27 protein-coding genes, 1 other RNA gene and 2 pseudogenes are annotated in these 23023 nt (G+C 63.9%); 11 read left to right on the plus strand and 19 right to left on the minus strand.

Annotated features, from left to right (window positions below; genetic code table 11):
* Positions 1 to 101: 101 nt before the first annotated feature.
* From CK221_RS13530 to CK221_RS13550, 5 genes and pseudogenes are all read right to left on the minus strand, one after another.
* Positions 102 to 1291: pseudogene (locus CK221_RS13530) on the minus strand (VWA domain-containing protein).
* A 10-nt stretch (positions 1292 to 1301) separates the two neighbouring features.
* On the minus strand, positions 1302 to 1706 hold the full coding sequence (locus tag CK221_RS13535; protein WP_067002185.1) for a type II toxin-antitoxin system HicB family antitoxin: 405 nt from the start codon (positions 1704 to 1706) through the stop codon (positions 1302 to 1304).
* Positions 1707 to 1717: 11 nt separating this feature from the next.
* Positions 1718 to 1912, minus strand: a complete 195-nt coding sequence (locus CK221_RS13540; protein ID WP_095778077.1) for a type II toxin-antitoxin system HicA family toxin — start codon at positions 1910 to 1912, stop codon at positions 1718 to 1720.
* Positions 1913 to 1964: 52 nt separating this feature from the next.
* Positions 1965 to 2411, minus strand: coding sequence for a GNAT family N-acetyltransferase (locus CK221_RS13545; RefSeq protein ID WP_095778196.1), 447 nt, complete (start codon positions 2409 to 2411; stop codon positions 1965 to 1967).
* Between the two features lie 90 nt (positions 2412 to 2501).
* Positions 2502 to 3341, minus strand: coding sequence for a MoxR family ATPase (locus CK221_RS13550; RefSeq protein ID WP_095778078.1), 840 nt, complete (start codon positions 3339 to 3341; stop codon positions 2502 to 2504).
* Positions 3342 to 3491: 150 nt separating this feature from the next.
* On the opposite strand from CK221_RS13550, the gene ssrS reads away from it, so the two are divergent.
* From ssrS to CK221_RS13580, 5 genes are all read left to right on the plus strand, one after another.
* A non-coding RNA gene (gene ssrS, locus CK221_RS13555) (6S RNA) lies at positions 3492 to 3647 on the plus strand.
* Positions 3648 to 3729: 82 nt separating this feature from the next.
* Positions 3730 to 4314, plus strand: coding sequence for a 5-formyltetrahydrofolate cyclo-ligase (locus CK221_RS13560; protein WP_067001704.1), 585 nt, complete (start codon positions 3730 to 3732; stop codon positions 4312 to 4314).
* A 209-nt stretch (positions 4315 to 4523) separates the two neighbouring features.
* Positions 4524 to 4832 (plus strand): hypothetical protein, encoded by a 309-nt coding sequence (locus CK221_RS13570; protein ID WP_143749038.1) that lies wholly within the window; start codon positions 4524 to 4526, stop codon positions 4830 to 4832.
* A 190-nt stretch (positions 4833 to 5022) separates the two neighbouring features.
* Complete coding sequence (locus CK221_RS13575; protein ID WP_067002189.1) at positions 5023 to 5847, plus strand: YmdB family metallophosphoesterase; 825 nt, start codon at positions 5023 to 5025, stop codon at positions 5845 to 5847.
* A gap of 80 nt (positions 5848 to 5927) precedes the next feature.
* On the plus strand, positions 5928 to 6695 hold the full coding sequence (locus CK221_RS13580; protein WP_067001713.1) for a TerC family protein: 768 nt from the start codon (positions 5928 to 5930) through the stop codon (positions 6693 to 6695).
* A gap of 1 nt (position 6696) precedes the next feature.
* On the opposite strand, the gene CK221_RS13585 is transcribed toward CK221_RS13580, so the two are convergent.
* The gene (locus tag CK221_RS13585) at positions 6697 to 7086 is read right to left on the minus strand and encodes a VOC family protein (RefSeq protein WP_280940573.1); all 390 of its coding nucleotides are present in this window, start codon (positions 7084 to 7086) and stop codon (positions 6697 to 6699) included.
* 26 nt (positions 7087 to 7112) lie between these two features.
* Entirely contained in the window at positions 7113 to 7595 is a 483-nt protein-coding gene (locus tag CK221_RS13590; RefSeq protein WP_067001716.1) for an SRPBCC domain-containing protein, read from the minus strand.
* A gap of 51 nt (positions 7596 to 7646) precedes the next feature.
* Here CK221_RS13590 and CK221_RS13595 point away from each other — a divergent pair, with 51 nt between their 5' ends.
* The 3 genes from CK221_RS13595 to CK221_RS13605 all read left to right on the plus strand — a co-directional run bounded on the left by CK221_RS13595 (position 7647) and on the right by CK221_RS13605 (position 9287).
* Positions 7647 to 7970 (plus strand): helix-turn-helix domain-containing protein, encoded by a 324-nt coding sequence (locus CK221_RS13595; RefSeq protein WP_067001718.1) that lies wholly within the window; start codon positions 7647 to 7649, stop codon positions 7968 to 7970.
* A 223-nt stretch (positions 7971 to 8193) separates the two neighbouring features.
* A complete protein-coding gene (locus CK221_RS13600) occupies positions 8194 to 8943 on the plus strand; it encodes a YebC/PmpR family DNA-binding transcriptional regulator (protein ID WP_067001721.1) in 750 nt (249 codons plus the stop codon).
* A 32-nt stretch (positions 8944 to 8975) separates the two neighbouring features.
* A complete protein-coding gene (locus tag CK221_RS13605) occupies positions 8976 to 9287 on the plus strand; it encodes a SelT/SelW/SelH family protein (RefSeq protein WP_095778080.1) in 312 nt (103 codons plus the stop codon).
* 28 nt (positions 9288 to 9315) lie between these two features.
* On the opposite strand, the gene CK221_RS13610 is transcribed toward CK221_RS13605, so the two are convergent.
* Both CK221_RS13610 and CK221_RS13615 read right to left on the minus strand, forming a co-directional pair.
* Positions 9316 to 9792, minus strand: a complete 477-nt coding sequence (locus CK221_RS13610) for a DUF1772 domain-containing protein (protein WP_095778081.1) — start codon at positions 9790 to 9792, stop codon at positions 9316 to 9318.
* Between the two features lies 1 nt (position 9793).
* Positions 9794 to 10627 (minus strand): NAD(P)H-binding protein, encoded by an 834-nt coding sequence (locus CK221_RS13615; protein ID WP_095778082.1) that lies wholly within the window; start codon positions 10625 to 10627, stop codon positions 9794 to 9796.
* A 112-nt stretch (positions 10628 to 10739) separates the two neighbouring features.
* Here CK221_RS13615 and CK221_RS13620 point away from each other — a divergent pair, with 112 nt between their 5' ends.
* Positions 10740 to 11378 (plus strand): TetR/AcrR family transcriptional regulator, encoded by a 639-nt coding sequence (locus CK221_RS13620; protein WP_095778083.1) that lies wholly within the window; start codon positions 10740 to 10742, stop codon positions 11376 to 11378.
* A gap of 91 nt (positions 11379 to 11469) precedes the next feature.
* On the opposite strand, the gene rpmE is transcribed toward CK221_RS13620, so the two are convergent.
* Complete coding sequence (gene rpmE, locus CK221_RS13625; protein WP_040974396.1) at positions 11470 to 11691, minus strand: 50S ribosomal protein L31; 222 nt, start codon at positions 11689 to 11691, stop codon at positions 11470 to 11472.
* A 205-nt stretch (positions 11692 to 11896) separates the two neighbouring features.
* On the opposite strand from rpmE, the gene CK221_RS13630 reads away from it, so the two are divergent.
* Positions 11897 to 13699: an ABC transporter transmembrane domain-containing protein gene (locus CK221_RS13630; protein WP_095778197.1), complete on the plus strand. Its 1803-nt coding sequence runs from the start codon at positions 11897 to 11899 to the stop codon at positions 13697 to 13699.
* A gap of 19 nt (positions 13700 to 13718) precedes the next feature.
* Here CK221_RS13630 and CK221_RS13635 read toward each other — a convergent pair whose 3' ends face one another.
* The gene (locus CK221_RS13635; RefSeq protein WP_095778084.1) at positions 13719 to 15203 is read right to left on the minus strand and encodes a carboxypeptidase M32; all 1485 of its coding nucleotides are present in this window, start codon (positions 15201 to 15203) and stop codon (positions 13719 to 13721) included.
* Between the two features lie 148 nt (positions 15204 to 15351).
* Here CK221_RS13635 and CK221_RS13640 point away from each other — a divergent pair.
* Positions 15352 to 15704: pseudogene (locus tag CK221_RS13640) on the plus strand (DUF1304 domain-containing protein).
* 88 nt (positions 15705 to 15792) lie between these two features.
* Here CK221_RS13640 and CK221_RS13645 read toward each other — a convergent pair.
* From CK221_RS13645 to CK221_RS13680, 8 genes are all read right to left on the minus strand, one after another.
* Entirely contained in the window at positions 15793 to 16218 is a 426-nt protein-coding gene (locus tag CK221_RS13645) for a hypothetical protein (protein ID WP_095778085.1), read from the minus strand.
* Between the two features lie 248 nt (positions 16219 to 16466).
* Positions 16467 to 17495: a peptidoglycan -binding protein gene (locus tag CK221_RS13650; RefSeq protein ID WP_067319478.1), complete on the minus strand. Its 1029-nt coding sequence runs from the start codon at positions 17493 to 17495 to the stop codon at positions 16467 to 16469.
* Between the two features lies 1 nt (position 17496).
* Positions 17497 to 18516, minus strand: a complete 1020-nt coding sequence (locus CK221_RS13655; protein ID WP_067319476.1) for a MotA/TolQ/ExbB proton channel family protein — start codon at positions 18514 to 18516, stop codon at positions 17497 to 17499.
* 105 nt (positions 18517 to 18621) lie between these two features.
* Positions 18622 to 19314 carry a hemolysin III family protein gene (locus CK221_RS13660; protein ID WP_179295125.1) on the minus strand — a complete coding sequence of 231 codons (693 nt, stop codon included), beginning with the start codon at positions 19312 to 19314 and terminating at the stop codon, positions 18622 to 18624.
* Between the two features lie 193 nt (positions 19315 to 19507).
* A complete protein-coding gene (locus tag CK221_RS13665; RefSeq protein ID WP_095778087.1) occupies positions 19508 to 20308 on the minus strand; it encodes an inositol monophosphatase family protein in 801 nt (266 codons plus the stop codon).
* A 25-nt stretch (positions 20309 to 20333) separates the two neighbouring features.
* Positions 20334 to 20900: an elongation factor P gene (efp, locus tag CK221_RS13670; protein WP_067001754.1), complete on the minus strand. Its 567-nt coding sequence runs from the start codon at positions 20898 to 20900 to the stop codon at positions 20334 to 20336.
* Positions 20901 to 21033: 133 nt separating this feature from the next.
* Entirely contained in the window at positions 21034 to 22008 is a 975-nt protein-coding gene (locus tag CK221_RS13675; RefSeq protein WP_245430643.1) for a tetratricopeptide repeat protein, read from the minus strand.
* Between the two features lie 202 nt (positions 22009 to 22210).
* A complete protein-coding gene (locus CK221_RS13680) occupies positions 22211 to 22858 on the minus strand; it encodes a thiamine phosphate synthase (RefSeq protein ID WP_095778088.1) in 648 nt (215 codons plus the stop codon).
* Between the last annotated feature and the right edge of the window lie 165 nt (positions 22859 to 23023).

The following is a 23023-nucleotide window of genomic DNA, read 5'->3' on the forward strand; positions in this document are numbered from 1 at the left end:
GGCATGTCATGTTCGCACGAAGATAGGTGTTTGTTACACCACTGACCAGCGCCGGGGCTGACAAGGCGATCGCCTTCGACTTTCGCGAATTACTGTCACGCTCAATGCTTCCTCGATAGCTGCTTCGTTGCCGCTTCGAGCCCGGCAAGCGTCAGCGGGAACATGCGGCCGCCGAAGATGTCGCTGATCATCGCGATGGAATGGGTGTAGCGCCAGTTCTTCTCAGCCTCAGGGTTCAACCAGACCGCGTTCGGCCACTGCTGCAGCAGCCGACCGAGCCAGACGCCGCCGGCCTCCGGGTTCCAGTGCTCGACCGAGCCGCCGGGATGCGCAATTTCGTAAGGGCTCATCGAGGCGTCGCCGACCACGATCACCTTATAGTCCGGCCCATATTTGTGGATGAGGTCGAAGGTGGGGATCGTCTCGGCCAGGCGGCGGCGATTGTCCTTCCAGACGCGCTCGTAAAGACAGTTGTGGAAGTAGTAATACTCGAGCTGGCGGAATTCGGCGCGCGCGGCGGAGAACAGCTCTTCGACGGTTTTGACGTGACCATCCATCGAGCCGCCGACGTCGAAGAACATCAGGAGCTTCACCGCGTTGCGCCGCTCCGGCCGGGTTCTCACGTCCAGATAGCCGTGCTCGGCGGTGGCGTGGATGGTGCCGGGCAGGTCGAACTCTTCCTCGGCGCCCTCGCGCACCCAGCGCCGCAGCCGCTTCAGCGCCACCTTGATGTTGCGGGTGCCGAGCTCGATCGCGTCGTCGAAGTTTTGAACTCGCGCTTGTCCCAGACTTTCACTGCGCGACGGTGGCGGTTTTCGTGCTGGCCGATGCGCACGCCTTCCGGATTGTAGCCATAGGCGCCGAAGGGCGAGGTGCCGCCGGTGCCGATCCATTTCGAGCCGCCCTGGTGCCGGCCCTTCTGCTCCTCCAGGCGCTGCTTCAGCGTCTCCATCAGCTTGTCGAAGCCGCCCAGCGCCTCGACCAGCTTCTTCTCTTCGTCGCTCAGGTGCTTTTCGGCGAGCCGGCGCAGCCATTCCTCGGGGATGTTGGCGACGTCGACGGCGTCCGGACCGGCGAGCGCTTCGACGCCCTTGAAGACATGCGCGAACACCTGATCGAAACGGTCGATGTGGCGCTCGTCCTTCACCAGGGCCGAGCGCGCGAGGTAGTAAAAACCCTCGACGTCGTAGTCGACCAGCCCAGCTTCCAGGCCTTCCAGCAGCGTCAGATACCCCCGGAGCGAAACGGGAACCCGCGCGGCTTTCAGTTCAAGGAAGAAGGGGATGAACATCGCCAGACGGCTATCTCTGCCCCTCGATCTTTTCACGCGCGGCACTCGCAATGAAGGCAGAGCGCGTCAGGCCCCGGCGGCTGGCTTCAGTATCGATCGCCGCAAGCAGACCCGCGTCCAACGACAGGTTTGCCCGGACTGACCGACCGGAGTCGATCAGCAGCGGGATCATGACGGCAGACTCGCCTGCGGCGCTATCGATCTCACCTGATCGTAACAAGTCCGCCACCGTTCGTGCTTCGGGTAACGAGACGTGCTTTGCCAACCGAGTTTCGGCCCATTCGCGTATCGCCGATGTTGCATCGGCAATCGCCTCCTCGGGGCTGGCGCCGCCGCCATGGCAGCCCGGGAGGTCGGGGACCCGGATTCCCCAGACATTATCCGCGCCGTCCAGAACTCCGATGTAATGCGTCATGCGATCAGGCCTCAAATCCATCCGGCGAGCTTGGCGATCGAGCGTGCAACGCCCGGAGATTGCTCGCGGTGCCGCGGCACGATGATGGTCACATCCGGTTTTCCCGGGTGCTCGTATTTGTCATGCTTGCCGCCTCCGACGCTCGACCAGCCGTCGCGCAAAAGCCGCGCTATGGTCTTGCGCGTGTTAGTCTCAATCAGCGGCACGGCGGCTTTCCAATGCGCAATATATTGCGCAGCTGGACCGGTTTCAACCGTTTCACAACAGATCGTACTCGATGAAGCCCGTGCGCCGCGCCACATGGTCGTACAGCCGGCGCGCGGTGGCGTTGGTCTCGTGCGTCATCCAGTAGACGTTCTTCACGCCGATCTTGCCGGCCTCGTCCTGCACCGCTTTGATCAACGCCGCGCCGATGCCCTTGCCGCGCACTTCGGGGTCGGCGAACAGATCCTGCAGATAGCAGGTGTTGACCTCGGACCAGCAGGAGCGGTGGTAGAGATAGTGGGTCAGGCCGACGGCCTTGCCCTCAAGCGTGGCGATAAAGCCTTTCGGCTCGAACTCGCCAGGCGTGAACAGGCGCTTCCAGGTGACGTCGTAGACCTCGTCCGGCAGCTTGGTCTCGTAGAAGGTGAGGTAGGCGGTCCATAGCCGGCGCCAGTCGGAGCGGTCGGACTGGGCAAGCGGGCGGACGGTGATCTCGGACATGTTTTCCTCCAACGTTTTGGTCGGAAGCTGCGGCAACCGCCGCCTGTCGGCAACGGTCCACAGACGGACAAAGCGCTATTGCTGCCAAGCCTATTGCTGGCGCCTGGCCATGAAGGCCAAGCGTTCGAAGAGGTGCACGTCCTGCTCGTTCTTGAGCAGCGCCCCATGCAGCTTCGGCAACATGTTCTTCGGATCGGCGCGCAGATCCTCCGGCGCGATGTCGTCGGCGACCAGCAGTCGGATCCAGTCGAGCGCTTCGGAGGTGGATGGTTTCTTCTTCAGCCCGGGCACGTCGCGGATCTCGTAGAACTGGGTAAGCGCGGCCCGCACGAGATTCTGCTTGATGCCGGGATAATGCACGTCGACGATCCGGTGCAGCGTCTCGATATCGGGGAAGCGGATGTAGTGGAAAAAGCAGCGGCGCAGAAAGGCGTCCGGCAACTCCTTCTCGTTGTTGGAGGTGATGATGACGATCGGCCGAAATTCGGCGCGGATGGTCTCGCCGGTCTCGTAGACGAAGAACTCCATCCGGTCGAGTTCCTGCAGAAGATCGTTGGGGAATTCGATGTCGGCCTTGTCGATCTCGTCGATCAGGAGAACGACCTTTTTCGATGCCGCGAAGGCGTCCCACAGCTTGCCGCGTTTGATGTAGTTCTTGATGTCGCTGAACCGGTCGTCACCGAGCTGGCTGTCGCGCAGCCGCGAGACGGCGTCATACTCGTAGAGGCCCTGCTGCGCCTTGGTGGTCGATTTGACGTTCCATTCGATGAAATCGAGGCCGAGCGCCGCCGCCACTTGACGGGCGAGTTCGGTCTTGCCGGTGCCCGGCTCACCCTTGACCAGCAACGGTCGCTCCAGAACGATGGCGGCGTTGACCGCCACCATCAAATCCTTGTCGGCGACGTAAGCCGCGGTGCCTTCGAAACGCATTTCTTCTCCTCATAGTTCGGCCGCGACCCTAAGGACGCTGGCCAGGCTGTTCAAGGCATGGCAACGCCGCAAGGCCCATGACGCAGATTTGCGGCCGCTTGGAGCGGTGTCCTTCTGGCGCTCGGTCAACCATCGGCCTATATTGGTTTTGGCGGTCTGCGCTTCCCGGCAGGAGAAACTTATCCCCGGGGCCTTATCGATCCTTAGGGAGCTGTCCCTGGGAAGACCCGTGGGTTTTCTCACACGGCGCCCACCTACTTTGTAGGCACCCGGGATCGACCTCTCCACCGGTTGTGTGGATCGCCACTCTCCCGTTTTTGAATTTGATGCGGTAGAAAGCGTCGCTCCTGCAACTTCGTCCGGATACGACCTTTTCTAACGTCTGCGCATGACCTCATCAAAGGACCTGAAAAAACAGCTTCGCAAGGAAGCTCTGGCGCGGCGGGATGCGCTGGACGAATTCTGGCGGGTCGAGATCGCGCTCGAAATGGCTGAGACGGCGCGTGACCAGATCGCTGTCGAACCGGGCCAGATCGTCTCCGGCTTCTGGCCGATGCGCTCCGAGGTCGATGTGCGGCCGCTGATGTTCGCGCTGCGCGAGAAAGGCGCCAGGCTTTGCCTGCCGGCGATCCTCAACAAGACAACCATCGTCTTCCGCGAGCTGGTGCGCGGCGCGCCAATGGTCGAGATGGGTTTCGGCACGGTCGGACCGCACGAGGAGGCCGAAGAGCTCGACCCCTCGCTCATGTTTGTTCCGCTCGCGGCGTTCGACGCGCGCGGCCACCGGATCGGCTACGGCGCCGGCTATTACGACCGGGCGATCGCCAGGCTGGCCGACAAAGGGCTGGCGCCGCGGCTGATCGGCATTGCGTTCGACTGCCAGGAGGTGGCGCAAGTGCCGGATGAGAACCATGACGTGATCATCCCGGAAATACTCACCGAGAGCGGGTTACGCCGGTTTACCGCCTCTTAGAATATTCCGATCCGCTTCGCGCGATTCCAATCCCTATCCAACAGTATTCCTGCTATCCAATCCAAGTTGAGGTTAGCAAAGGATTTTGTCTTCATGCGATTCATCCTGATGCCGTTTGCTCTGATCGCGGCAGCACTGTTTGCGATGGGATTGCATATCACCGGAACCACCCTGTACCACCAAGCCGCCTGGGGCAGACGGTCGCTACCGTGACGGATGTCAGTCCTTTCACTGAAATGCACAAAAATGGCCTCGCCATAGAGCGCATCAATGTCGCCCTCGCCTATGTGGTTGACGACGTGCCGATGACCTGGTCCGGAAAGGGAAACCTTGTCGGTCTCCACGAGGCGTCGATCGGCGACAAGGTGAAATTCTACTACGACCCTGGCGATCCAGCGACCCTCGATACCGCCGGAATGAAGGGCTGGCGCAGCATGCTGTTGATCCTTGCAGGTACCGGCGGCTTCACCGTCTTCTACGTTTGGTTTTTCTGGCTGCGCGGACGGAGCGCGCGTTAGACGTCGCCTTCGGCTGCTAGGACGGGGCGGTGGTGCCGTATAAGACCATCATGTGATCATCCCGGAAATACTCACCGGGAGCGGGTTGCGCCGGTTCACGCCGCAATTGTAGAAAAGCGGTTGAGAAACGCATGATCTTTTGCGGAAAGTCATGCAGCTTTTGCTCGGCGGACTTTCGACGCGGGATCGTATGAGACTTCTCTTCCTCGGCGACATGGTCGGAAAAACTGGGCGCACGGCGGTGTGGGAACAGCTGCCGGGCGTGATATCCGACTTCAAGCTCGACTTCGTCATCGTCAATGGCGAGAACGCCGCCGGCGGCTTCGGCATCACCGAGGAGATTTTTCGCGAGACGCTCGCGGCGGGCGCGGATGTCGTCACCACCGGCAACCATGTCTGGGACCAGCGCGACGCGCTGGTCTTCGCGCCGCGCGAGGAGCGCTTCCTGCGCCCCTCCAATTTTCCCAAGGGCACGCCGGGGCGTGGTTCCGGCGTCTATATCGCCAGGAACGGCGCGCGGGTGCTGGTCGCCAACATCATGGGGCGCGTCTTCATGCATCCCGAGCTCGACGATCCGTTCCAGGCCGGCGAGCGCGAGCTTGCCGCCTGTCCGCTTGGCGAACAGGCCGACGCGGTAGTGATTGATTTCCATGCCGAGGCGACTTCGGAAAAGATGTGCTTCGCGCATTTCGTCGACGGCCGTGCCAGCCTTGTGGTCGGCACCCACACGCACCAGCCGACCGCCGATCATCAGATACTCAACGGCGGCACCGCCTATATTTCGGACGCCGGCATGTGCGGCGACTATGATTCCTCGCTTGGCATGGACAAGGAAGAGCCGCTCAACCGCTTCCTGTCGAAAGTGCCGAAAGGTCGTTTCGAGGCCGCGAATGGACCGGCGACGCTGTGCGGCGTCGGCGTGGAAATTTCCGACCGCACCGGGCTCGCCGAGAAGATCGCGCCGTTTCGCCGCGGGCCGAGACTCGAGGAAACCGCGCCGTCCTTCTGGTCATGATATTGATATGAGCACCGGTCGTACCTAACTGGCGACGAAACCCGCGAAAACTGCTCTAGATCGTAGAGGGGACGACCTCCATGCAGCTTGTCGAGTTCCTGGCGCCGCACTTTGCCTTTGTCTCCGATCCCACAGCCTGGATCGCGCTGCTGACGCTGGTGGTGCTGGAGGTGGTGCTCGGCATCGACAACCTGATCTTCATCTCGATCCTGACCAACAAGCTGCCGGAAGCGCAGCGCGCCCGCGCCCGCAAACTCGGCATCTCGGCGGCACTGGGCATGCGGCTGGTGCTGCTCGCCACGATCTCGATCATCGTGCAATTGACGACACCGGTGTTCACGGCGTTCGGGCATGGCTTTTCCTGGCGCGACCTGATCCTGATCGCCGGCGGCCTGTTCCTTGTCTGGAAGGCGACCAAGGAAATCCACCACACGGTCGATCCGCAGGATCATCAGGACTCGATGATGGGCGGCACACTGCAGATGAGCCTGGCCGGCGCGATCTTCCAGATCCTGCTGCTTGACCTCGTCTTCTCGATCGATTCCATCATCACCGCCGTCGGGATGACCGACGAGATCGCCATCATGTACATCGCTGTCATCGTGGCGGTGAGTGTGATGATGCTGGCGGCGACGCCGCTCGCCAACTTTATCGCCAAGAACCCCACAATCGTGATGCTGGCGCTCGGCTTCCTGCTGATGATCGGCATGACGCTGATTGCCGACGGCATGGGCTATCACGTGCCCAAGGGCTACATCTACGCCGCCATGGGTTTTTCCGCGCTGGTCGAGGGCCTCAACATGCTGGCGCGGCGTCGAAAGAAGCAGCGGTCCGGCGGCGGGCATTAAGCTAGGGCAGGTTGATCTGCCAGGAAACGCCGAAGCGGTCGTTGAGCCAAGCGAAACGGCGGCTGAAGCCGTAATCGTCGGTCGGCATCAGAAACGCGCCGTCCTTGCCCAGCACCCCGACAATGCGATCGAGCTCCTCCTCGGAGGAACAGTCGACGAAGAGCGAGAACGACGGCGTGAAGGAGAAGGCGTGATGCACGGGGCTGTTGAAGACCATGACCTCCGTGCCGCCGATCACGACGCGGGCCAGCTTGAGCGTGCCTTCGGGTCCGTCCTCACCGGCGCCATAGCGTGTGACGTCGACAACGCGGCTTTCTGGAACGGTGTCGCAATAGAGGGTCATGGCCTCCTCGGCCTGACCTTCGAACATCAGGAACGGCGTTACCTTCACGGCCGGGCCTCCTCGCTCAAAGGGAGTCAAATATTGGTCTCGTTGGCCGGCTCGCCTTTCATCTCGGCGCGATAATAGCCGTCGCGCAAATTGATGCCGTATTCGAGATACGCCTTCATGCAGGCGAGCATCTGCGACCAGCCCTCGCAATTGAGGTAGGATTTCTTCAGTCCGACCTCGCCTTCGTGCCAGCCGGCCTCGGCGATGGTAACGAAGGTGCCGCCGTCGTCCAACGGCTCGAAGTTCATCTCGATGCGTGTCTTGTAGGCCGGCTTGCCGTCAGTGTCGGCCGCGTCCCAGCGCAGCACGATACGCCTATCCTTGATCACCTCGTCGACCTCGACCGGCACCGTCTTCCACCAGGTGACGGTGGTGCCGGCGACCAGCGGAGCAGAGGCGCCGCCAATGGTGGTGAAATAGCCGCTGAGCTTCGTCGGGTTGACCACGGCGTCGAAGACTTCGGCGACCGGCTTGCCGATGCGTCCGGAAATCCTGAATCCAAGAGACATATCCACAGCTCCTTCCTTGCCTCGTGAAACAATATGTTATAAAAACATAACATGTCAAGCCCAACCTCGGACGATCGTGTTTTCAAGGCCTTGGCGCACTCGCGCCGGCGCGAGTTGCTCGACCGGCTCAAGGATCAGCCGCAGACCACCGGGGCGCTCTGCGAGGCTTTCCCGGACATGGATCGCTGCACGGTCATGATGCATCTGAAGGTGCTGGAAGAGGCCGATCTGGTCGTGGCTAGGCGCGAGGGGCGCGAGCGCTGGAACCATCTCAACGCGCTGCCGATCAGGCAGATCCACGACCGCTGGATCGGCCAATATGCGGGCCATGCGATCAGCATCCTCGACCGGCTGAAGTCGGATCTGGAGGGATGATGCCGCGCTGCAAGGGCAATCTCGGTCTGTCAGCCGTCAGGGTCGACGGTCCGGCTGGACGAATTGAGCCGATTTATCTATAAGCCGGCCATTCCGACAGAGAGCGCCGCGGGCCTTCGCAGGCACGCTTGCAGCGTTCTGAAATTTTGAATTCGAGCATTTGCCGATGCCGGGTGATCGCGCCCGGCCGAGAAATGCTCTAGCCGAACACGACAGGGGTGCCATGGCTGGCCATTCGCAGTTCAAGAACATCATGCACCGGAAAGGCCGCCAGGATGCGGTGCGGTCGAAAATGTTTTCCAAGCTGGCACGCGAAATCACCGTCGCCGCCAAGACCGGCACGCCGGACCCGGCGATGAACCCGCGGCTGCGCCTTGCAGTGCAGAACGCCAAGGCGGTGTCGATGCCGAAGGACAACATCCAGCGCGCCATCAACAAGGCCTCCGCCGGCGATGCCGAGAACTACGAGGCCGTGCGCTATGAGGGCTATGGCCCCGGCGGCGTGGCGCTGATCGTCGAGGTGCTGACCGACAACCGCAACCGCTCGGCGTCCAATGTGCGCGCCGCCTTCACCAAGGCCGGCGGGGCGCTCGGCGAAACCGGCTCGGTGTCGTTCATGTGGAACCGCGTCGGCGAGATCTATTACCCGGCTTCGGCCGGCAGCGCGGACAAGGTGATGGAAGCCGCGATCGAGGCCGGTGCTGACGACGTCGAGTCGGACGAGGAAGGCCACACCGTCTATTGCAGCTTCGAAAATCTCGGCGAGGTATCGAAGTCGCTCGAAGCCGCGCTCGGCGAAGCGGAGTCGGTGAAGCCGATCTGGCAGCCGCAGAACAATGTGCCGGTCGATGAAGAACGGGCGCAGTCGCTGATGAAGCTGGTCGCCACTCTCGAGGACGACGACGACGTGCAGAGCGTCTACGCCAATTTCGAGGTCGACGACGAAACGATGGCCAAGCTCAGCGCGGCCTGATCGGCTGATCTATGAGCGGAACTCGATCCGACATGAGCGAGAAGCCGCGGCCCGCCATCCGCATCACCTACTGCACGCAATGCCAGTGGCTGCTCAGAGCCGGCTGGATGGCACAGGAGCTGCTCTCGACCTTCGGTACCGATCTCGGCGAGGTGACGCTGGTGCCGGGCACCGGCGGCATCTTCACGATCTCCTGCAACGACCAGCTTATCTGGGAGCGCAAGCGCGACGGCGGTTTTCCGGAGGCGGCGAAGCTCAAGCAGCTGGTCCGCGATGTCATCGACCCGGAGCGCGATCTGGGACACGCCGACGGCAAGACGCACAAGAAGACGGACCCCGCCTGAGGCGGGGTTTATCCGCTGGCCGCTCTCTTCAAATCAGAGCAAGGATGAAGCAGGCCATCGCCACGATCGCGGTGATGGTGCGGACGTGGTTCCACATCGCCCATTGGCTCAGATGGTTCGCCCACACGGCGGCGCCGTTGCTGCTGGCCGGGTCGACGGCGGCCAGGGCGTCGTTGAGCGGTACGTTGAACACCATGGTCACGATCGGGTTGCCGACGAGATAGATTACGGCGCCGGCAAGCAGCCAGTACGAGCCCGATTGGCTCCAGCCCATGATGACGGCGGCAATCAGCACCAGGCAGATGAGGCCGGTGCCGAAAAGCGCCGTCATGAAGGCGGGCGTAATTACGGTGATGTTGATCGAATTCATCGCTGCGATGCCGGCTGGGACGGGCAGCCTGGCAAGTGCTGCCATGACGAAATTGGAAAAGGCGAAGAAGACGCCGCCGACCACGCCAGAGCCGATCGCGGCAATGAAGGCGAGGGCGGGAAGAATTTTCATCATCTCAGTTACTCCAGACGCCGCTGGCTGCGGTTTCGGTTGCATAGGCGAAGAAGTCTTTCGGCCGGCGGCCGAGCGCGCGCTGCACGCCGTCGGTCAGCGATTCGTTGCGGCCGTCGAGCACCTCGGTGAAGAGCTCGTTGAGCAGCCAGGCGAATTCCGGCGGCAGGTTGTGCGCAGCCACCGTTTCGGTGAATTGGGCATGCGAGATCCGCCGATAGCGGATGTCGCGGCCAGTGGCTTTGCCGATTTCGGCGACCGCCTGAGCAAAGCTCAGCAGACGCGGGCCGGTGAGTTCGTAAAGCTGGCCGGCATGGCCCGGCTCCGTCAGCACGGCTTCGGCGACATCGGCGATATCGTCGACATCGACGAAGGGTTCGCCGACAGCGCCGACCGGCAGGGTGACTTCGCCTTCGAGTATGGATTCGATGAGGAAGCCTTCGCTGAAATTCTGCGAGAACCATGAGCAGCGCAGGATCGTCCAATCGGCACCGGAGACCTTGACCATTTCCTCGGCGCGCTGAGCCTCCGTCTCGCCGCGACCGGAGAGCAGCACCAGCCGCTTGATGCCGCGCTCGACGGCAAGTTTGGCCAACGCCTCGACAGTTTCGGCGGCGCCCGGCACCGCGATGTCAGGATAGTAGCTGATGTAGACGGCGCCGACGCCGTCGAGGGCCGCGCCCCAGGTCTTCTTGTCCGACCAGTCGAGGGGAGGCGTGCCTGCGCGGGAGCCGATCCGCACCGGGATACTGCGGGCGGTCAGCCGTTCGGCCAGCCGCCGGCCGGTCTTGCCGGTGCCGCCCAGGATCAAAATCGGTTTCCGTGACGTGTCGGTCATCTCGAATCTCCTCGTTTTCTTAATATGAGTAATCCTCATGTTTGCAAAACGTGATAAACCCTCGTATTTTGTGAGTCAAGCCAGTTTCTCGAGGATCTTTCGGAGGAAGCTCATGCAAGGCAGGGTAGCCGCCAAGCTCGACCAGGAAATCGCAATGCCCCGGCGAGCGCCGACGCAGAAGCGCAGCCGCGAGCGGGTCGAGCGGATGCTTGCCGCTGCCGCGGCGCTGATCGCCGAGCAAGGCAGCGATGCCATGCGCATGGGCGAGGTGGCGGAAAGAGCAGGGGTATCGATCGGCTCGCTCTACCAGTTCTTTCCCGACAAGCGGGCGATCGTCTGGGCGCTGGCCGAGCGCTACACCGCCGAAAGCCAGGCCTGCATTTCGGCGGCGCTGAAGGACGTCAGCGACGCCGAAGGGCTGAAGCAGGCGTTTTCGGAGCTGGTCGACATCTATTACGGGATGTTCCTGGCCGAACCGGTGATGCGCGACATCTGGTCGGGCACGCAGGCCGACAAGGCCTTGCGCGAACTCGAACTGGCCGACAGCCGGGCCAATGCCCGATTCCTCGTCGCGGTGCTGAAGCGGTTGCGTCCCGGCGCAGATACCGTGGCGATGGAGACGGCGGCGCTGCTAGTCTGGCAGATGGGCGAGGCGGTCATGCGGCTGGCGATCTCCGTCGACCGGGAGGAGGGCGACAGGCTGGTCGCGGCCTATAAGCGCATGGCGCTGCGGGAGCTGGTGGAAGGGTAGGGACAACCTGGTCGGGTTTCCCGCAGCGTCTGTGGCCAACAAAAAACCCGCCTCGGAGGCGGGTTTTGATCTGCGACACGTTTAGAAAGGCTTAGAGGCCGAAACCTTCGAAACGCTTCTTGAACTTCGACAGGCGGCCGCCGCGGTCGAGCAGGGTCTGCTGGCCGCCGGTCCAGGCCGGGTGCGTGGTCGGGTCGATGTCGAGGTTCATCGTGTCGCCTTCCTTGCCCCAGGTCGAGCGGGTCAGGTATTCGGTGCCGTCGGTCATGACGACCTTGATGGTGTGGTAGTCGGGATGGATATCGGCCTTCATTGTCGTGTTCCTGGCTTGCCGGCGCTGGTGACGGGCCGATGGCCTGCGTCGATGCGCCCCTTTTTAAAACTCGAAGCCGCAGCTAATGAAAAGCCACGGCTTCTAAAACGGTCGGCGAGCCTATACATCAGCCGGAATTGAATCACAAGGCCGCGGCAGGCGCATATTGAAGCGCATGACGAACACGCGGCCAGAGGAAACGCTCATGGCGGATATTGGTGTCAGTGGTGACGAGCGCAGGCGCTCGGTCCGGCCGCTCAGGAACCTTTTTCCGTACGTCATGCGGTACCGCAAACTGGCGGTCGGCGCGATCATATCGCTGATCGTTGCGGCAGGGACGACGCTGGCCCTGCCGATGGCCGTGCGGCGCATGATCGATCACGGCTTCCAGGCGGCGGGCACTACCTTCATTGCCGAGTATTTCGCCGCGCTGGTGCTGATGGCGGCCGTGCTGGCGGCGGCGTCCGCCAGCCGCTACTACTTCGTCATCACGCTCGGCGAGCGGGTCGTCGCCGACATCCGCCGCGATGTCTTCTCCCATGTCACGACGCTCTCGCCGGCCTTTTTCGATCGCTCGCAGTCGGGCGAGATCGTGTCGCGGCTTGCCGCGGATACCACGCAGGTGAAGTCGGCGGTCGGCGCCACGGCATCGGTCGCGCTGCGCAATCTCATCCTCGGCGTCGGTGCCGTGGCGATGATGGTCTTCACCAGCCCGAAACTGTCCGGCCTGGTCCTGGCCGCCATCCCGCTGATCGTGCTGCCGCTCGTCGCCTTCGGCCGTTCGGTGCGGCGCAAGTCGCGGCTGGCGCAGGATACGCTGGCGGAAGCCACTGCCTATGCCAGCGAGCAGATCGGCGCCGTGCGCACGCTGCAGGCCTTCACCAACGAGAAGCTGGTGACGGGGCGCTTCTCGGCCGCCGTCGAGGCCGCCTTCGAGGCGGCGCGCACGTCGGTCTTCGCCCGCTCCTTTCTCACCTTCTTCGCCATCTTCATGATCTTTTCATCGGTGGTGGCGGTGCTCTGGTTCGGCTCGCGCGACGTGCTTGCCGGCACGATGTCGGCCGGCACGCTCGGCCAGTTCCTGCTCTATTCGGTGTTCGCCGCCGGCGCACTCGGCGCGCTGTCGGAAGTGTGGAGCGAGCTGTCGCAGGCGGCGGGCGCCGCCGAGCGTCTGACCGAGATCCTGGCGGAGAAGCCCGCCATTCAAGCGCCCGCCGATCCGCAGCCGCTGCCGGCCAAGGCCAAGGGCGCGATCAGCTTTGACGATGTCTCCTTCTCCTATCCCGCGCGGCCGGACCGGGCCGCCGTGCATGGGCTGAGCTTCCAGGTGAAGCCCGGCGAGACGGTGGCGATCGTCGGTCCTTCGGGCGCGGGAAAAAGCACCGTCTTCTCGCTTATCCTGCGCTTCTACGATCCGGAGAGCGGCCGTGTCGTCATCGACGGCGTCGATCTGCGCCAGGCCGATCCGGCCGCAATCCGCCAGCGCATCGCCATCGTGGCGCAGGACGTCACCATCTTCGCGGCCAGTGCTGCCGACAATATCGGCTTCGGCCGGCCGGGCGCCAGCGATGCCGAGATCGAGGCGGCGGCAAAGGCGGCGCTTGCCGACGAATTCATCGGCAAGCTTGAAAAGGGCTATGACAGCCAGGTCGGCGAGCGCGGTGTGACGCTTTCGGGCGGCCAGCGCCAGCGCGTGGCGATCGCCCGCGCCATTCTGCGCGACGCACCGATCCTGCTGCTCGACGAGGCGACCTCGGCGCTCGACGCCGAAAGCGAAACGCTGGTGCAGACGGCGCTGGAGCGGCTGATGCGCGGCCGCACCACCATCGTGATCGCCCACCGGCTGGCGACGGTGCTCAAGGCCGACCGGATCCTAGTCATGGACGGCGGACGCATCGTCGAGGAAGGCACGCATCAGAGCCTTGTCGCCAAGGGCGGCACCTATGCGCGGCTCGCCAAGCTGCAGTTCGAGACCGGAGCGAGCGCCTTCAAGGGCGCGGCGGAGTAGCGCCCGCCGGCAGGCGCTATCAGTCGCCGTAGCGCTTGCGCAGGTGCTCGGTGAAGTAAACGGCGTTGAGCTTCTCGCCGGTGGCGCGCTCGAGCAGGTCCGGCGTCGACCAGCGTGAGCCCTGCGACCAGATTTTTTCGCGACGCCAGTCGTTGATGGCGCTGAAGTCGCCCTTGGCGAGATCCTCGTCCGCGCACGGGTTCTCCCTGGTCAGGGCCGCCCATTGCTGCGCCGCCATCATGGCGCCCAGGGTGTAGGACGGGAAATAGCCGAAGGCGGCGCCCGGCCAGTGCACGTCCTGCATCGGCCCGTCGGCCGGGTTGTCGATGGTCGACAGGCCGAGATAGTCGCGCATCTTGGCATCCCAGGCCTCCGGCAGGTCGGCGGCCTCCAGCCGTCCTGAGACGAGCTCCTGCTCGAGCTCGTAACGCAGGATGACATGCAGCGGATAGGTGACCTCGTCGGCGTCGACTCGGATGAAGCCGCGTTCCACATGATGGACATGCGGCAGGATGTCGTCGATCGACCAGGCTTCGCCGAGATGCTTCTCGACAACCGGCAGCGCCCAGCGCCAGAAGGCGGGGTTGCGGCCGATCTGCTTCTCGACGAACAGGCTCTGGCTCTCATGCACGGCCATGCCGCGCGCCTTGCCGAGCGGCCAGTGCGACCAGGCTTTCGGCAGATTCTGTTCGTAAAGCGCGTGGCCGGTCTCGTGCAGCACTCCCATCAGCGCCGACAGGAAATCGGAAGTCTTGTAGCGGGTGGTGATGCGCACATCGGTCGGCACGCCGCCGCAGAAGGGATGGTGCGACACCGCCAGCGAGCCATGGGTGAGGTCGAAGCCGACCGCCGCCATCATGGCAAGACCAAGCTCGCGCTGCTTCTCGACGGCGTAGCTGCCGGAGAGCGGCTTGAGCGCGTGCTTCGCCAGCCGCGCATCCTGCATCGCCAGCGCATGCGGCAGGAAATCCTTGAGGAAAGCCTTCAGCTCGACAAACACCGGCGTGATGTCGGCGGCGCGGTTGCCCGGATCGTACTGCTCCATCAGCGCGTCATAGGGGGCGAGGCCGAGCGCCTCGGCGCGCAGCGCCGCTTCTTCTCGGACCAGCGCCACGACGCCTTCCAGTGCCGGCAGGAAGCCCGCCCAGTCATTCTTGGCGCGCAGGTCGCGCCAGAGCTGCTCGGAGCGCATGCGCGCCGTCGTCTGGCGCTCGACAAATTCGACCGGCAGGCAGGTGAGGTTGGTATATTGCCGGCGCAGTTCCCTCACCGCAGCCTGCTGCTCGTCGTTCAGCGGTTCGGCTTCGGCGGCGGCGATCCAGTCGCCGATCTCCGGCGCGGTAGCCTGGGCGTGCAGCATGCCGGCCAGGGCCGACATCGCCTCGGCGCGCTTCTCGCCGCCGCCAACCGCCATGTGGGTCGCCTCATCGGCGCCGAGAATGGCCAGCGCATGTTCCAGCGCTTCGAGCCTATGGCCGAGTAGATCGAGTTTTTGGAAGGACATGGATGGTTTCCGGCTGCAAAGGGGTTGGCGCGAAAAGATACCAAGGCGCGCAGCTTGGCAACCCTGATCCGCCCGTTCCGGATCAGCCCATCTTGCCTTGCAACAGCGCTGCGTGATCAAAGGTTGGGGCCAACGAGCGGAGGGGACAATGATCGGCAATATCCTGACCGGGCTGGTGGCGCTGATCCACTGCTACATCGTCTATCTGGAGATGGTGCTGTGGGACACGCCGCGCGGCCACAAGGCGTTCAACCTCAAGCCGGACTTCGCCAGCGCCTCGAAAGTGCTCGCCGCCAACCAGGGGCTCTATAACGGCTTTCTTGCAACAGGCCTGATCTGGGGCTCTATCTCGGCACCGGCGGCTTGCAAATCAAGATCTTCTTCCTGCTTTGCGTTGCCGTCGCCGGCCTCTATGGCGGGGCGACCGTCGGCCGCAAGATCCTGTTCATCCAGACGCTGCCCGCAGTGCTTGCCATTACCGCGCTTTGGCTCGGCCGGTGACTGAAAAAAGGACGCCCTCGGGCCAGGTCCCTCGGGCGCCAGATCGTCCCTTCCAAGTCTCGAAACGGCAGTCGCGGACCGAAACCGCTCAGCCGTTCGGATAGTGACCGCCGTCGGCGCCGTCGCCCATCAGGAAGCCGCTGCCGGTATCGGTTCTCAGCTTCTGGTCGACATTGTCGAGACGGCGCAGCAGGTCGTGATATTGCGCAGCCGGAATCCTGCCGTGATCCGAAGCGGCTACGTGCTCGGCCACCTGGCTGATGTGCGCGGCGCGCATATGCAGTTGCTGCGCTTCCGAGGCCGAGATGTCGTTTGCTTGCCGCGCGTCGGCGATGCCCTGATCCACACCCTGGACCTGCTCGATCAGGCTGGTCACCCGCGGTCCGGTGAAGTCGGTTGGATCGGTTGTGTCGAGAGCGCCCTTGTGATGTCCGGCGGCGTAGGCGCCGGCGAGCGGAGCGGCAATCAGAACCGCGGCGAGAGTTGCAGTCTTGAGAGATGTTAAAGCGCGCATGACGGCGCATCCTCCTGCTGGGGAAGGAGCGGCCATCCCGCTCCGCTTCCGAGCTAGTGGGCCGTCCGGTTCCGTCGCGTCGCGATGGGAGGCATCGCCGGCGGTTCCCGGCCCTGCGCAGCAAATTAGGGCCGCCAAGTCGCCGAGTGTAATTAAAAAAAGATAATGTTTTCAGGCCTTGCCGGCGAGCTTCTGCGCGCTAGAGTTGAGCCGGCGAACAAATTCGCGTGAGTTCGCGTGATGCCGGATCAACGTTCGGTGAGCTTCAGTTCAATTCGGCGGTTCTTGCTGCGCGCCTCATCCGTGTCGGCCGGATCGAGCGGCTGGAATTCGCCGAAGCCGGCAGCCACCAGCCGGTTCGCCGGCACGCCGTTCTCGATCAGGAACTTCACCACCGAGGTCGCGCGGGCCGTCGACAGTTCCCAGTTGTCGCGATAGCGTCCGGTTCCGGACAAGGGCTTGTTGTCGGTGTGGCCATCGACGCGCAGCACCCAGCTGATCTCGGGCGGGATTTCCCTCTGCAGCTCGATCACGGCATCGGCGAGCTTCTTCATCTCGACCTTGCCGGCATCGTTGATCTCGTCGGAGCCGGTCGGGAACAGCACTTCCGACTGGAAGACGAAGCGGTCGCCGACGATGCGGATGTTCTCGCGGTCGGCGAGGATCTCGCGCAGACGGCCGAAGAAATCGGAACGGTAGCGGTTGAGTTCCTGGACGCGCTGCGCCAGCGCCACGTTCAGGCGGCGGCCGAGATCGGCAATCTTAGTGTTGGACTCGCGGTCGCGCTGCTCGGACACGTTGAGCGCGTCCTCGAGAGCCGCGATCTGCTTGCGCAGTGCCGCGATCTGCTGGTTGAGGATCTCGACCTGGCTCAGCGCTTGCTGGCTGATCTGGCGCTGGTTGCTGAGTTCGCCGGACAGCGCGTCCGCCCGCTTGTTGGCCGCGTCGCCGGCGCCGGCACCCTGCTCCAGCAATTGCTGAAGGCGGCTCTTTTCCGCCTCCGCCGCCGACAGCGAGGCCTGCAGATTGGCGAGCGTATCTTCCTTGTCCTGGCTGTTCGAGCGCTCCAGCGCCAGCAACTGCGTCAGCTCGTTGATCTGCGAGTTGAGGCGGCTGAGCACGGTGTCCTTGCCGGAGATTTCGCGGCTGAGCAGGAATTGCGCCAACACGAAGACCGTCAGCAGGAACATGATGGCGAGCAGAAGCGTCGACAGCGCGTCGACGAAGCCGGGCCAGTAGTCGATGCGGCGATCGGCGCGCCGCCTTGCCAGCGCCACGTCAGTGCACTCCGGTCTTCTTCAGGGCGTCAGCGATCTTTTCCAGCGTGTTGCGCATCGCCTTCTGTTCGTCCGACTGCGCCTCGACCCAGTCGCGCATGATCTGCTGTTCGGAGCGCATGTTCTTGACCAGTCCGGAAATGCCGTCCGCGAGGTTGGCCATGGCGGTGGCGACGCGCGGGTTGGAGCCGCCGCCGTTTTCCTGCAGGCTGCGCAGCCGTTCCGACAGCAGGCGGATCTCCTCCGACGGCTCGGCGCGCGCCGATTCCGACACGACGATATCGGACGAGAGATCGGTGACCGAGGACAGCCAGTTCTCGAGTTCGGTGTAGAAGCGGGTCTGGGCGCGGCCCGCCTGCAGGTCGAGGAAGCCGAGCACCAGCGAGCCGGAGAGGCCGAACAGCGAGGACGAGAAGGCCGTGCCCATGCCGGCGAGCGGCGCCGACAGGCCCTGCTTCAGCGCGTCGAGCACGGCGGCGGCATCGCCGCTGCCGGGGTCGAGCGCCTCGATTGTCTCGCGGATGGAGGCGATGGTGTTGAGCAGGCCCCAGAAGGTGCCGAGCAGGCCAAGAAACACCAGCAGTCCGACGAGATAGCGCGAGGTGTCGCGGCTTTCATCGAGGCGCGTGGCGATGGAATCGAGCATGGTGCGCATCGAAGAGGTCGAGAAGGCGATCGTCGACGAGCGGCCGATCATCGCCTTCATCGGCGCCAAGAGCACCGGCTCGGTGGTCTCGGAGCCGGCGCGGAAGGAGTTGACCCAGCGCACCTCTCTGAACAGCCGGCCGACCTGGGCGAAGGCGAGCAGGATGCCGACGGCGAGCACGCCGATGATCAGCCCGTTGAGGCCGGGATTGCTGGAGAAGGCGGAGGAGATCTGGCGGGTGAGGATGGCGGCGATGAAGGCGACGATGACCAGGAAGATCACCATCGTGAGCAGGAAGACCTGCGGGCTCGACAGTTTGTGCGGATCGTAGACCAGGACATCCGAGCGCCTGCCGAAGGATCTGAGAAAAGCCATCCGTGCCCCGTTTCCGATGCCACCCGCCGCAGAATTGCCGCGACTCTAAACGGAATTGTGACCAAATTGAATGGTGCTTGACAATATCGCCCCGCGCGGGTCGTTTCAAAACCGGCTGATGACCAGACAGTCGACCATGGCGGCCAGGTGCAGCCCGGCGCCGGTGACGACGAAGCCATGCCAGACGGCATTGTGGAAGCGCAGGCCTTTCCAGGCAAAGAAGATGACGCCCAATGAATAGACGATGCCGCCCGCGAGCAGCAGCATGACGGAGGCTGGCGGCAGAGTCGCGACCAGCGGTCCGGCGAGCACGACGCCGCTCCAGCCGATGGCGAGATAGAAGAGGATCGCCAGCCGGTCGTAGCGTCCAGGCAGGAACATCTTGATCGCGATGCCCATTGCCGCCGCGCTCCACACGATAACGATCATCGGCACGGCAAGCGCGGACGTGTGGAGCTGGGCCAGGAAAGGCGTGTAGGTGGCGGCGATCAGCAGATAGATCGCGGCATGGTCGAAGCGGCGCAGGATCCACTTCGCCGGCCACGAAATCGGCCACAAATTATAGGCCAGCGATACCGACAGCACGGTGAGCAGCGACACAACGTAGAAGACGGCGGCGATGTACTCACCCGGGCCGGAATGGAAGGCGGCTAAAGCCAGGAAGGCCGAGCCGGCGGCGATCGCCAGCACGATGCCCACAGCATGGACGATGCCATCGGCGATCATCTCGGCGCGCGAATAGTGCCAGCGGCCGACAAAGGGGATTTCGATCGTTGTATTTGCGCGAGCGTCGTTCATGAATGATCCTGCAACCATAATCTGGGCAGTCGCGGATCAGTATTTCAAGCTTCGGTTGCGGTTTTGCGACGAGCGCGCCGCGCGTCCTTTCGACGCGCAAAGGGGGCTGCAGCCCTTTGATTTGCGCTTATCCGTTCCGAACCTGAGGTCAGCGAAATCGATTCCGATTTCGGGGCGATGCGATAGGCGCGCTTCAGCGCGCAGCCAGCGGCTTATTTACCGTCTTCAAGAGGGCGCGTTGGATAAGCTCGTTGCCGGCGACGATGGAGCCGGCCTCCAGCATGTCCTGCCCGCCATCCATATCCGAAACGAAGCCGCCCGCTTCGCGGATAAGCAGGGCGCCGGCGGCGATGTCCCAGGCCGAAAGGCCGGTTTCCCAAAACCCGTCCATGCGGCCGGCCGCGACATAGGCGAGATCGAGCGAGGCGGAGCCAAGGCGGCGGACGCCCGAGACCTCGGCCATGACATTGCGCAACTCGATCAGGAAATTGCCGTGCTGGCCGCGCCCAAGATGCGGCACGCCGCAGCCGATCACGGCATCGGTGAGCTTGGCGCGTCCGGCGACGCGCAGCCGGCGGTCGTTCATGAAGGCGCCGCCGCCGCGCTCGGTGGTATAGAGCTCGTCCATGGCCGGATTGTAGACGACACCGGCGACGATCTGGCCCTGGCGCTCGAGCGCGATCGAGACCGCGAAGAGCGGGATGCCGTGGAGGAAGTTGGTGGTGCCGTCGAGCGGGTCGACGATCCAGCGATGCTGGCCGTCCTCGCCGTCGACGGCGCCGCGCTCCTCCATCAGGAAGGCGTAGCCCGGCCGCGCCTTCGACAGTTCGGTAAAGACGATCTCTTCGGCCTTGCGGTCGGCCTGGCTGACATAGTCGCCAGGCCCCTTCATCGAGACCTGCAGGTTCTGCACCTCGCCGAAATCGCGCGACAGCGACCGACCGGCCTTCATCGCGGCCTGGACCATGACATTGAGGAGAGCGGAACGCGCCATTCTTCTTCTTCCTGTGTTGGCCGTCTTATTCTGCGCGACGCACGTAAGTGATCTCGTTGGTGTCGACGATGATGCGCTCGCCGGCCGAGATGAAGGGCGGCACCAGGACGCGGACACCGTTTTCCAGCACTGCAGGCTTGTAAGAGGACGCCGCCGTCTGGCCCTTCACCACGGGGTCGGCCTCGGTGATGGTCAGCGTCACCTGGTCGGGCAGCGAGATGCCGATCGGCCGCTCCTCGTAGAGCTGGACCGTGACCATCATGCCGTCCTGCAGGAAGGCGGCGCGCTCGCCGACGAAATCCTTGTTCAGTTCGAGCTGCTCGTAGCTTTCGGTGTCCATGAAAACCAGCGCGTCGCCCTGCTCGTAAAGGAAGGAGAAATCCTTCATCTCCAGCCGGATCTGCTCGACGGTCTCGGCCGAGCGGAAGCGCTCGTTGAGCTTGGTGCCGTTGATCAGGTTCTTCAGCTCGACCTGGTTGTAGGCGCCGCCCTTGCCGGGCTTCACGGTGTTGGTCTTGACCGCGACCCAGAGGCCGCCGTCATGCTCGATGACATAGCCGGGACGGATTTCGCTGCCACTGATCTTGGCCATGTTGAACTGATCCGGAATGAGATTTTTTGGCGCGGAGCGCGCTTTGGCGCCTCCAAGACCACAAATCGCATTGAGTGGCAAGGGAGGGCGTCGCGAACGCTCATGGAGATGGCCGCTGCCGTGAGCCGTCTTTTCAGGGCAGCCGGTTCGCCCTCTGCAGCGCCTGCTTGGTCTGACCGTCGTCGAGGCCCTGCAGGAAATCGTCCATCTGCGGGTCGATCAACCCGGCGCGCCGGGCGACGATATACCAGGCTCCGGCCAGGATCAGATCGGGGTCGGTACCGATGCCGCCCATATAGAGTTTGGCGAGGCGGTTCTGGGCGGCGACATTGCCGCCTTCGGCCGCGCGCCTCATCCAGGCAAAGCCCGATTTCAGGTCGCGATCGCCGCCGCGCCCCTCGATCATCCATGCGGCGAGGTCAAGTTGCGCGGTGTCGTAGTTCTGCCGGGCGGCCTGCGCCAGCAGGGTGCGTGCCTTGGCGTCGTCGCGCGGTTTGCCGCCGGCGCCGTTGGCGTAGATTTGCGCCATCGCATACTCGGCGTCGGCAAGGCCGGTACTGGCGGCGCGCTCATAATACACAGCCGCCTTGGCTATGCCGGCATCGCCCGGATCCTGCTGGACGAGCAATTGGGCGAAGTTGAACTGGGCCAGGCGGTTGCCCGCCTCGGCGGCGGCCTGCATCAGCGCATAGGCTTCCTTGGCGTCCTTCTTCACATAGCGTCCGTCGAGCAGCATCAGCGCATATTGGAACTGCGCCTCCGGCACGCCCTGCTCGGCGGCGAGCCCGTACCATTTCGCGGCCTCTGCCGCGTTGAGCGGTACGCCCAGCCCACGCGACAGGATCTCGGCGACCAGTGTCTGCGCCGCGGGGTCGCCGTTCTTGGCCCGCACCATGGCAAGGTTGTAGGCGGTCTTATAGAGGCCGCGCTGGAAGGCGCCGTAGGCGGCGTCCGGGAGCTTGGCGCCGAAGCGATCGGGATTGATGGTATCGGCCGATGGCGGTTGAAGCGTTGCCGGCTGCGGCAGCAGTGTTTCGATCGGCTTGTCGGCATGGGCCGCGCCAGCATTCGGAGCGCCACTATTCGGGGCGCCAGTACTTGGGGCGATTGCATTCGGGGCGCTTATATTCGGAATGCTTGTATCTGGGGCGCCGGTAGCAGGGGCGCTTGTATCCGGCGCGCTCGTGTCGGGTGTGGTCGTGTCCGGTCTGGGCTGCGGCACCGGCGGGGTCTCGGCGGCCACGGCGGCGGCCGCCTGGATCGTCAAGGCCGCGGCCAACGCCGCGAAGGAAAGCCGGGGCCAGCGCACGTCAGTCCTCGAAGCGCGGCGCGATTTGGTCGAGCAGCGCGTTGGCCGCGGCGACCGCCGCGCGCGGATCGAGTCCGTCGGCGAAGACGGCGCTGGAGAGCGCCACGAACTCGGCGCCAGTGGCCGCTACCGTTTCCACCGACGCAAGCTCGGAGCCGGCCATGACGATGCAAGGAATCTGGATCATCTGCGCCCACCATTCACCGAGAGCGAGATTGCGGTGGTGCGGCTCGGGCTTGTTGTCATAGCCGAAGCGGCCGAAGAACATGTAGTCGGGCCGCTCCTCGCCGAGCTCCAGCGCCTCGTCGCGGGTCTTGGCGCCGCCCGCCCCGACCATCATCCTGTCGGCCAAGCGCTCGATCGTCTCGGCCAGTTCCTGGCGGTTTGCCTCGACATGGATGCCGTCGGCATGGACGCGGCCGGCGATGCGGCTGTCGCCGGCGATGATGACGGCGACGCCGGCGGCCTGCGCGATCGGCACGATCTTCTCGGCGAAGGCCTGGAAGGCGGCGTCATCCATGCCGTTTTCGGGCAGGATCAGCGAGGCGACGTCGCCGCCGTCGAAGGCGGTGCAGATGTGCTCGGGAGTCACAAGCGGCGGCGCGATCAGCACGATTCGGCAGCGATTGGGCGGGGTTGCTTCATTCATCGGTCTTCGATCCCGGTTTTCGCCTATGCCGGGCGAACATGGTGGCATTGCGGCATAGAGCAAAGCGTCCGGCTTGAACAGGAGGCGGGCGAAGATCGCCGCTGAAAAGCGTCACGGCAGCAGCGGCTTGCGCCAATCTTCAAGGACTGACAGACGGCCTGTTGA

Origin of the sequence: Mesorhizobium sp. WSM3868 (assembly GCF_002294785.1) — a bacterium.
Classification (GTDB): Bacteria; Pseudomonadota; Alphaproteobacteria; order Rhizobiales; family Rhizobiaceae; genus Mesorhizobium.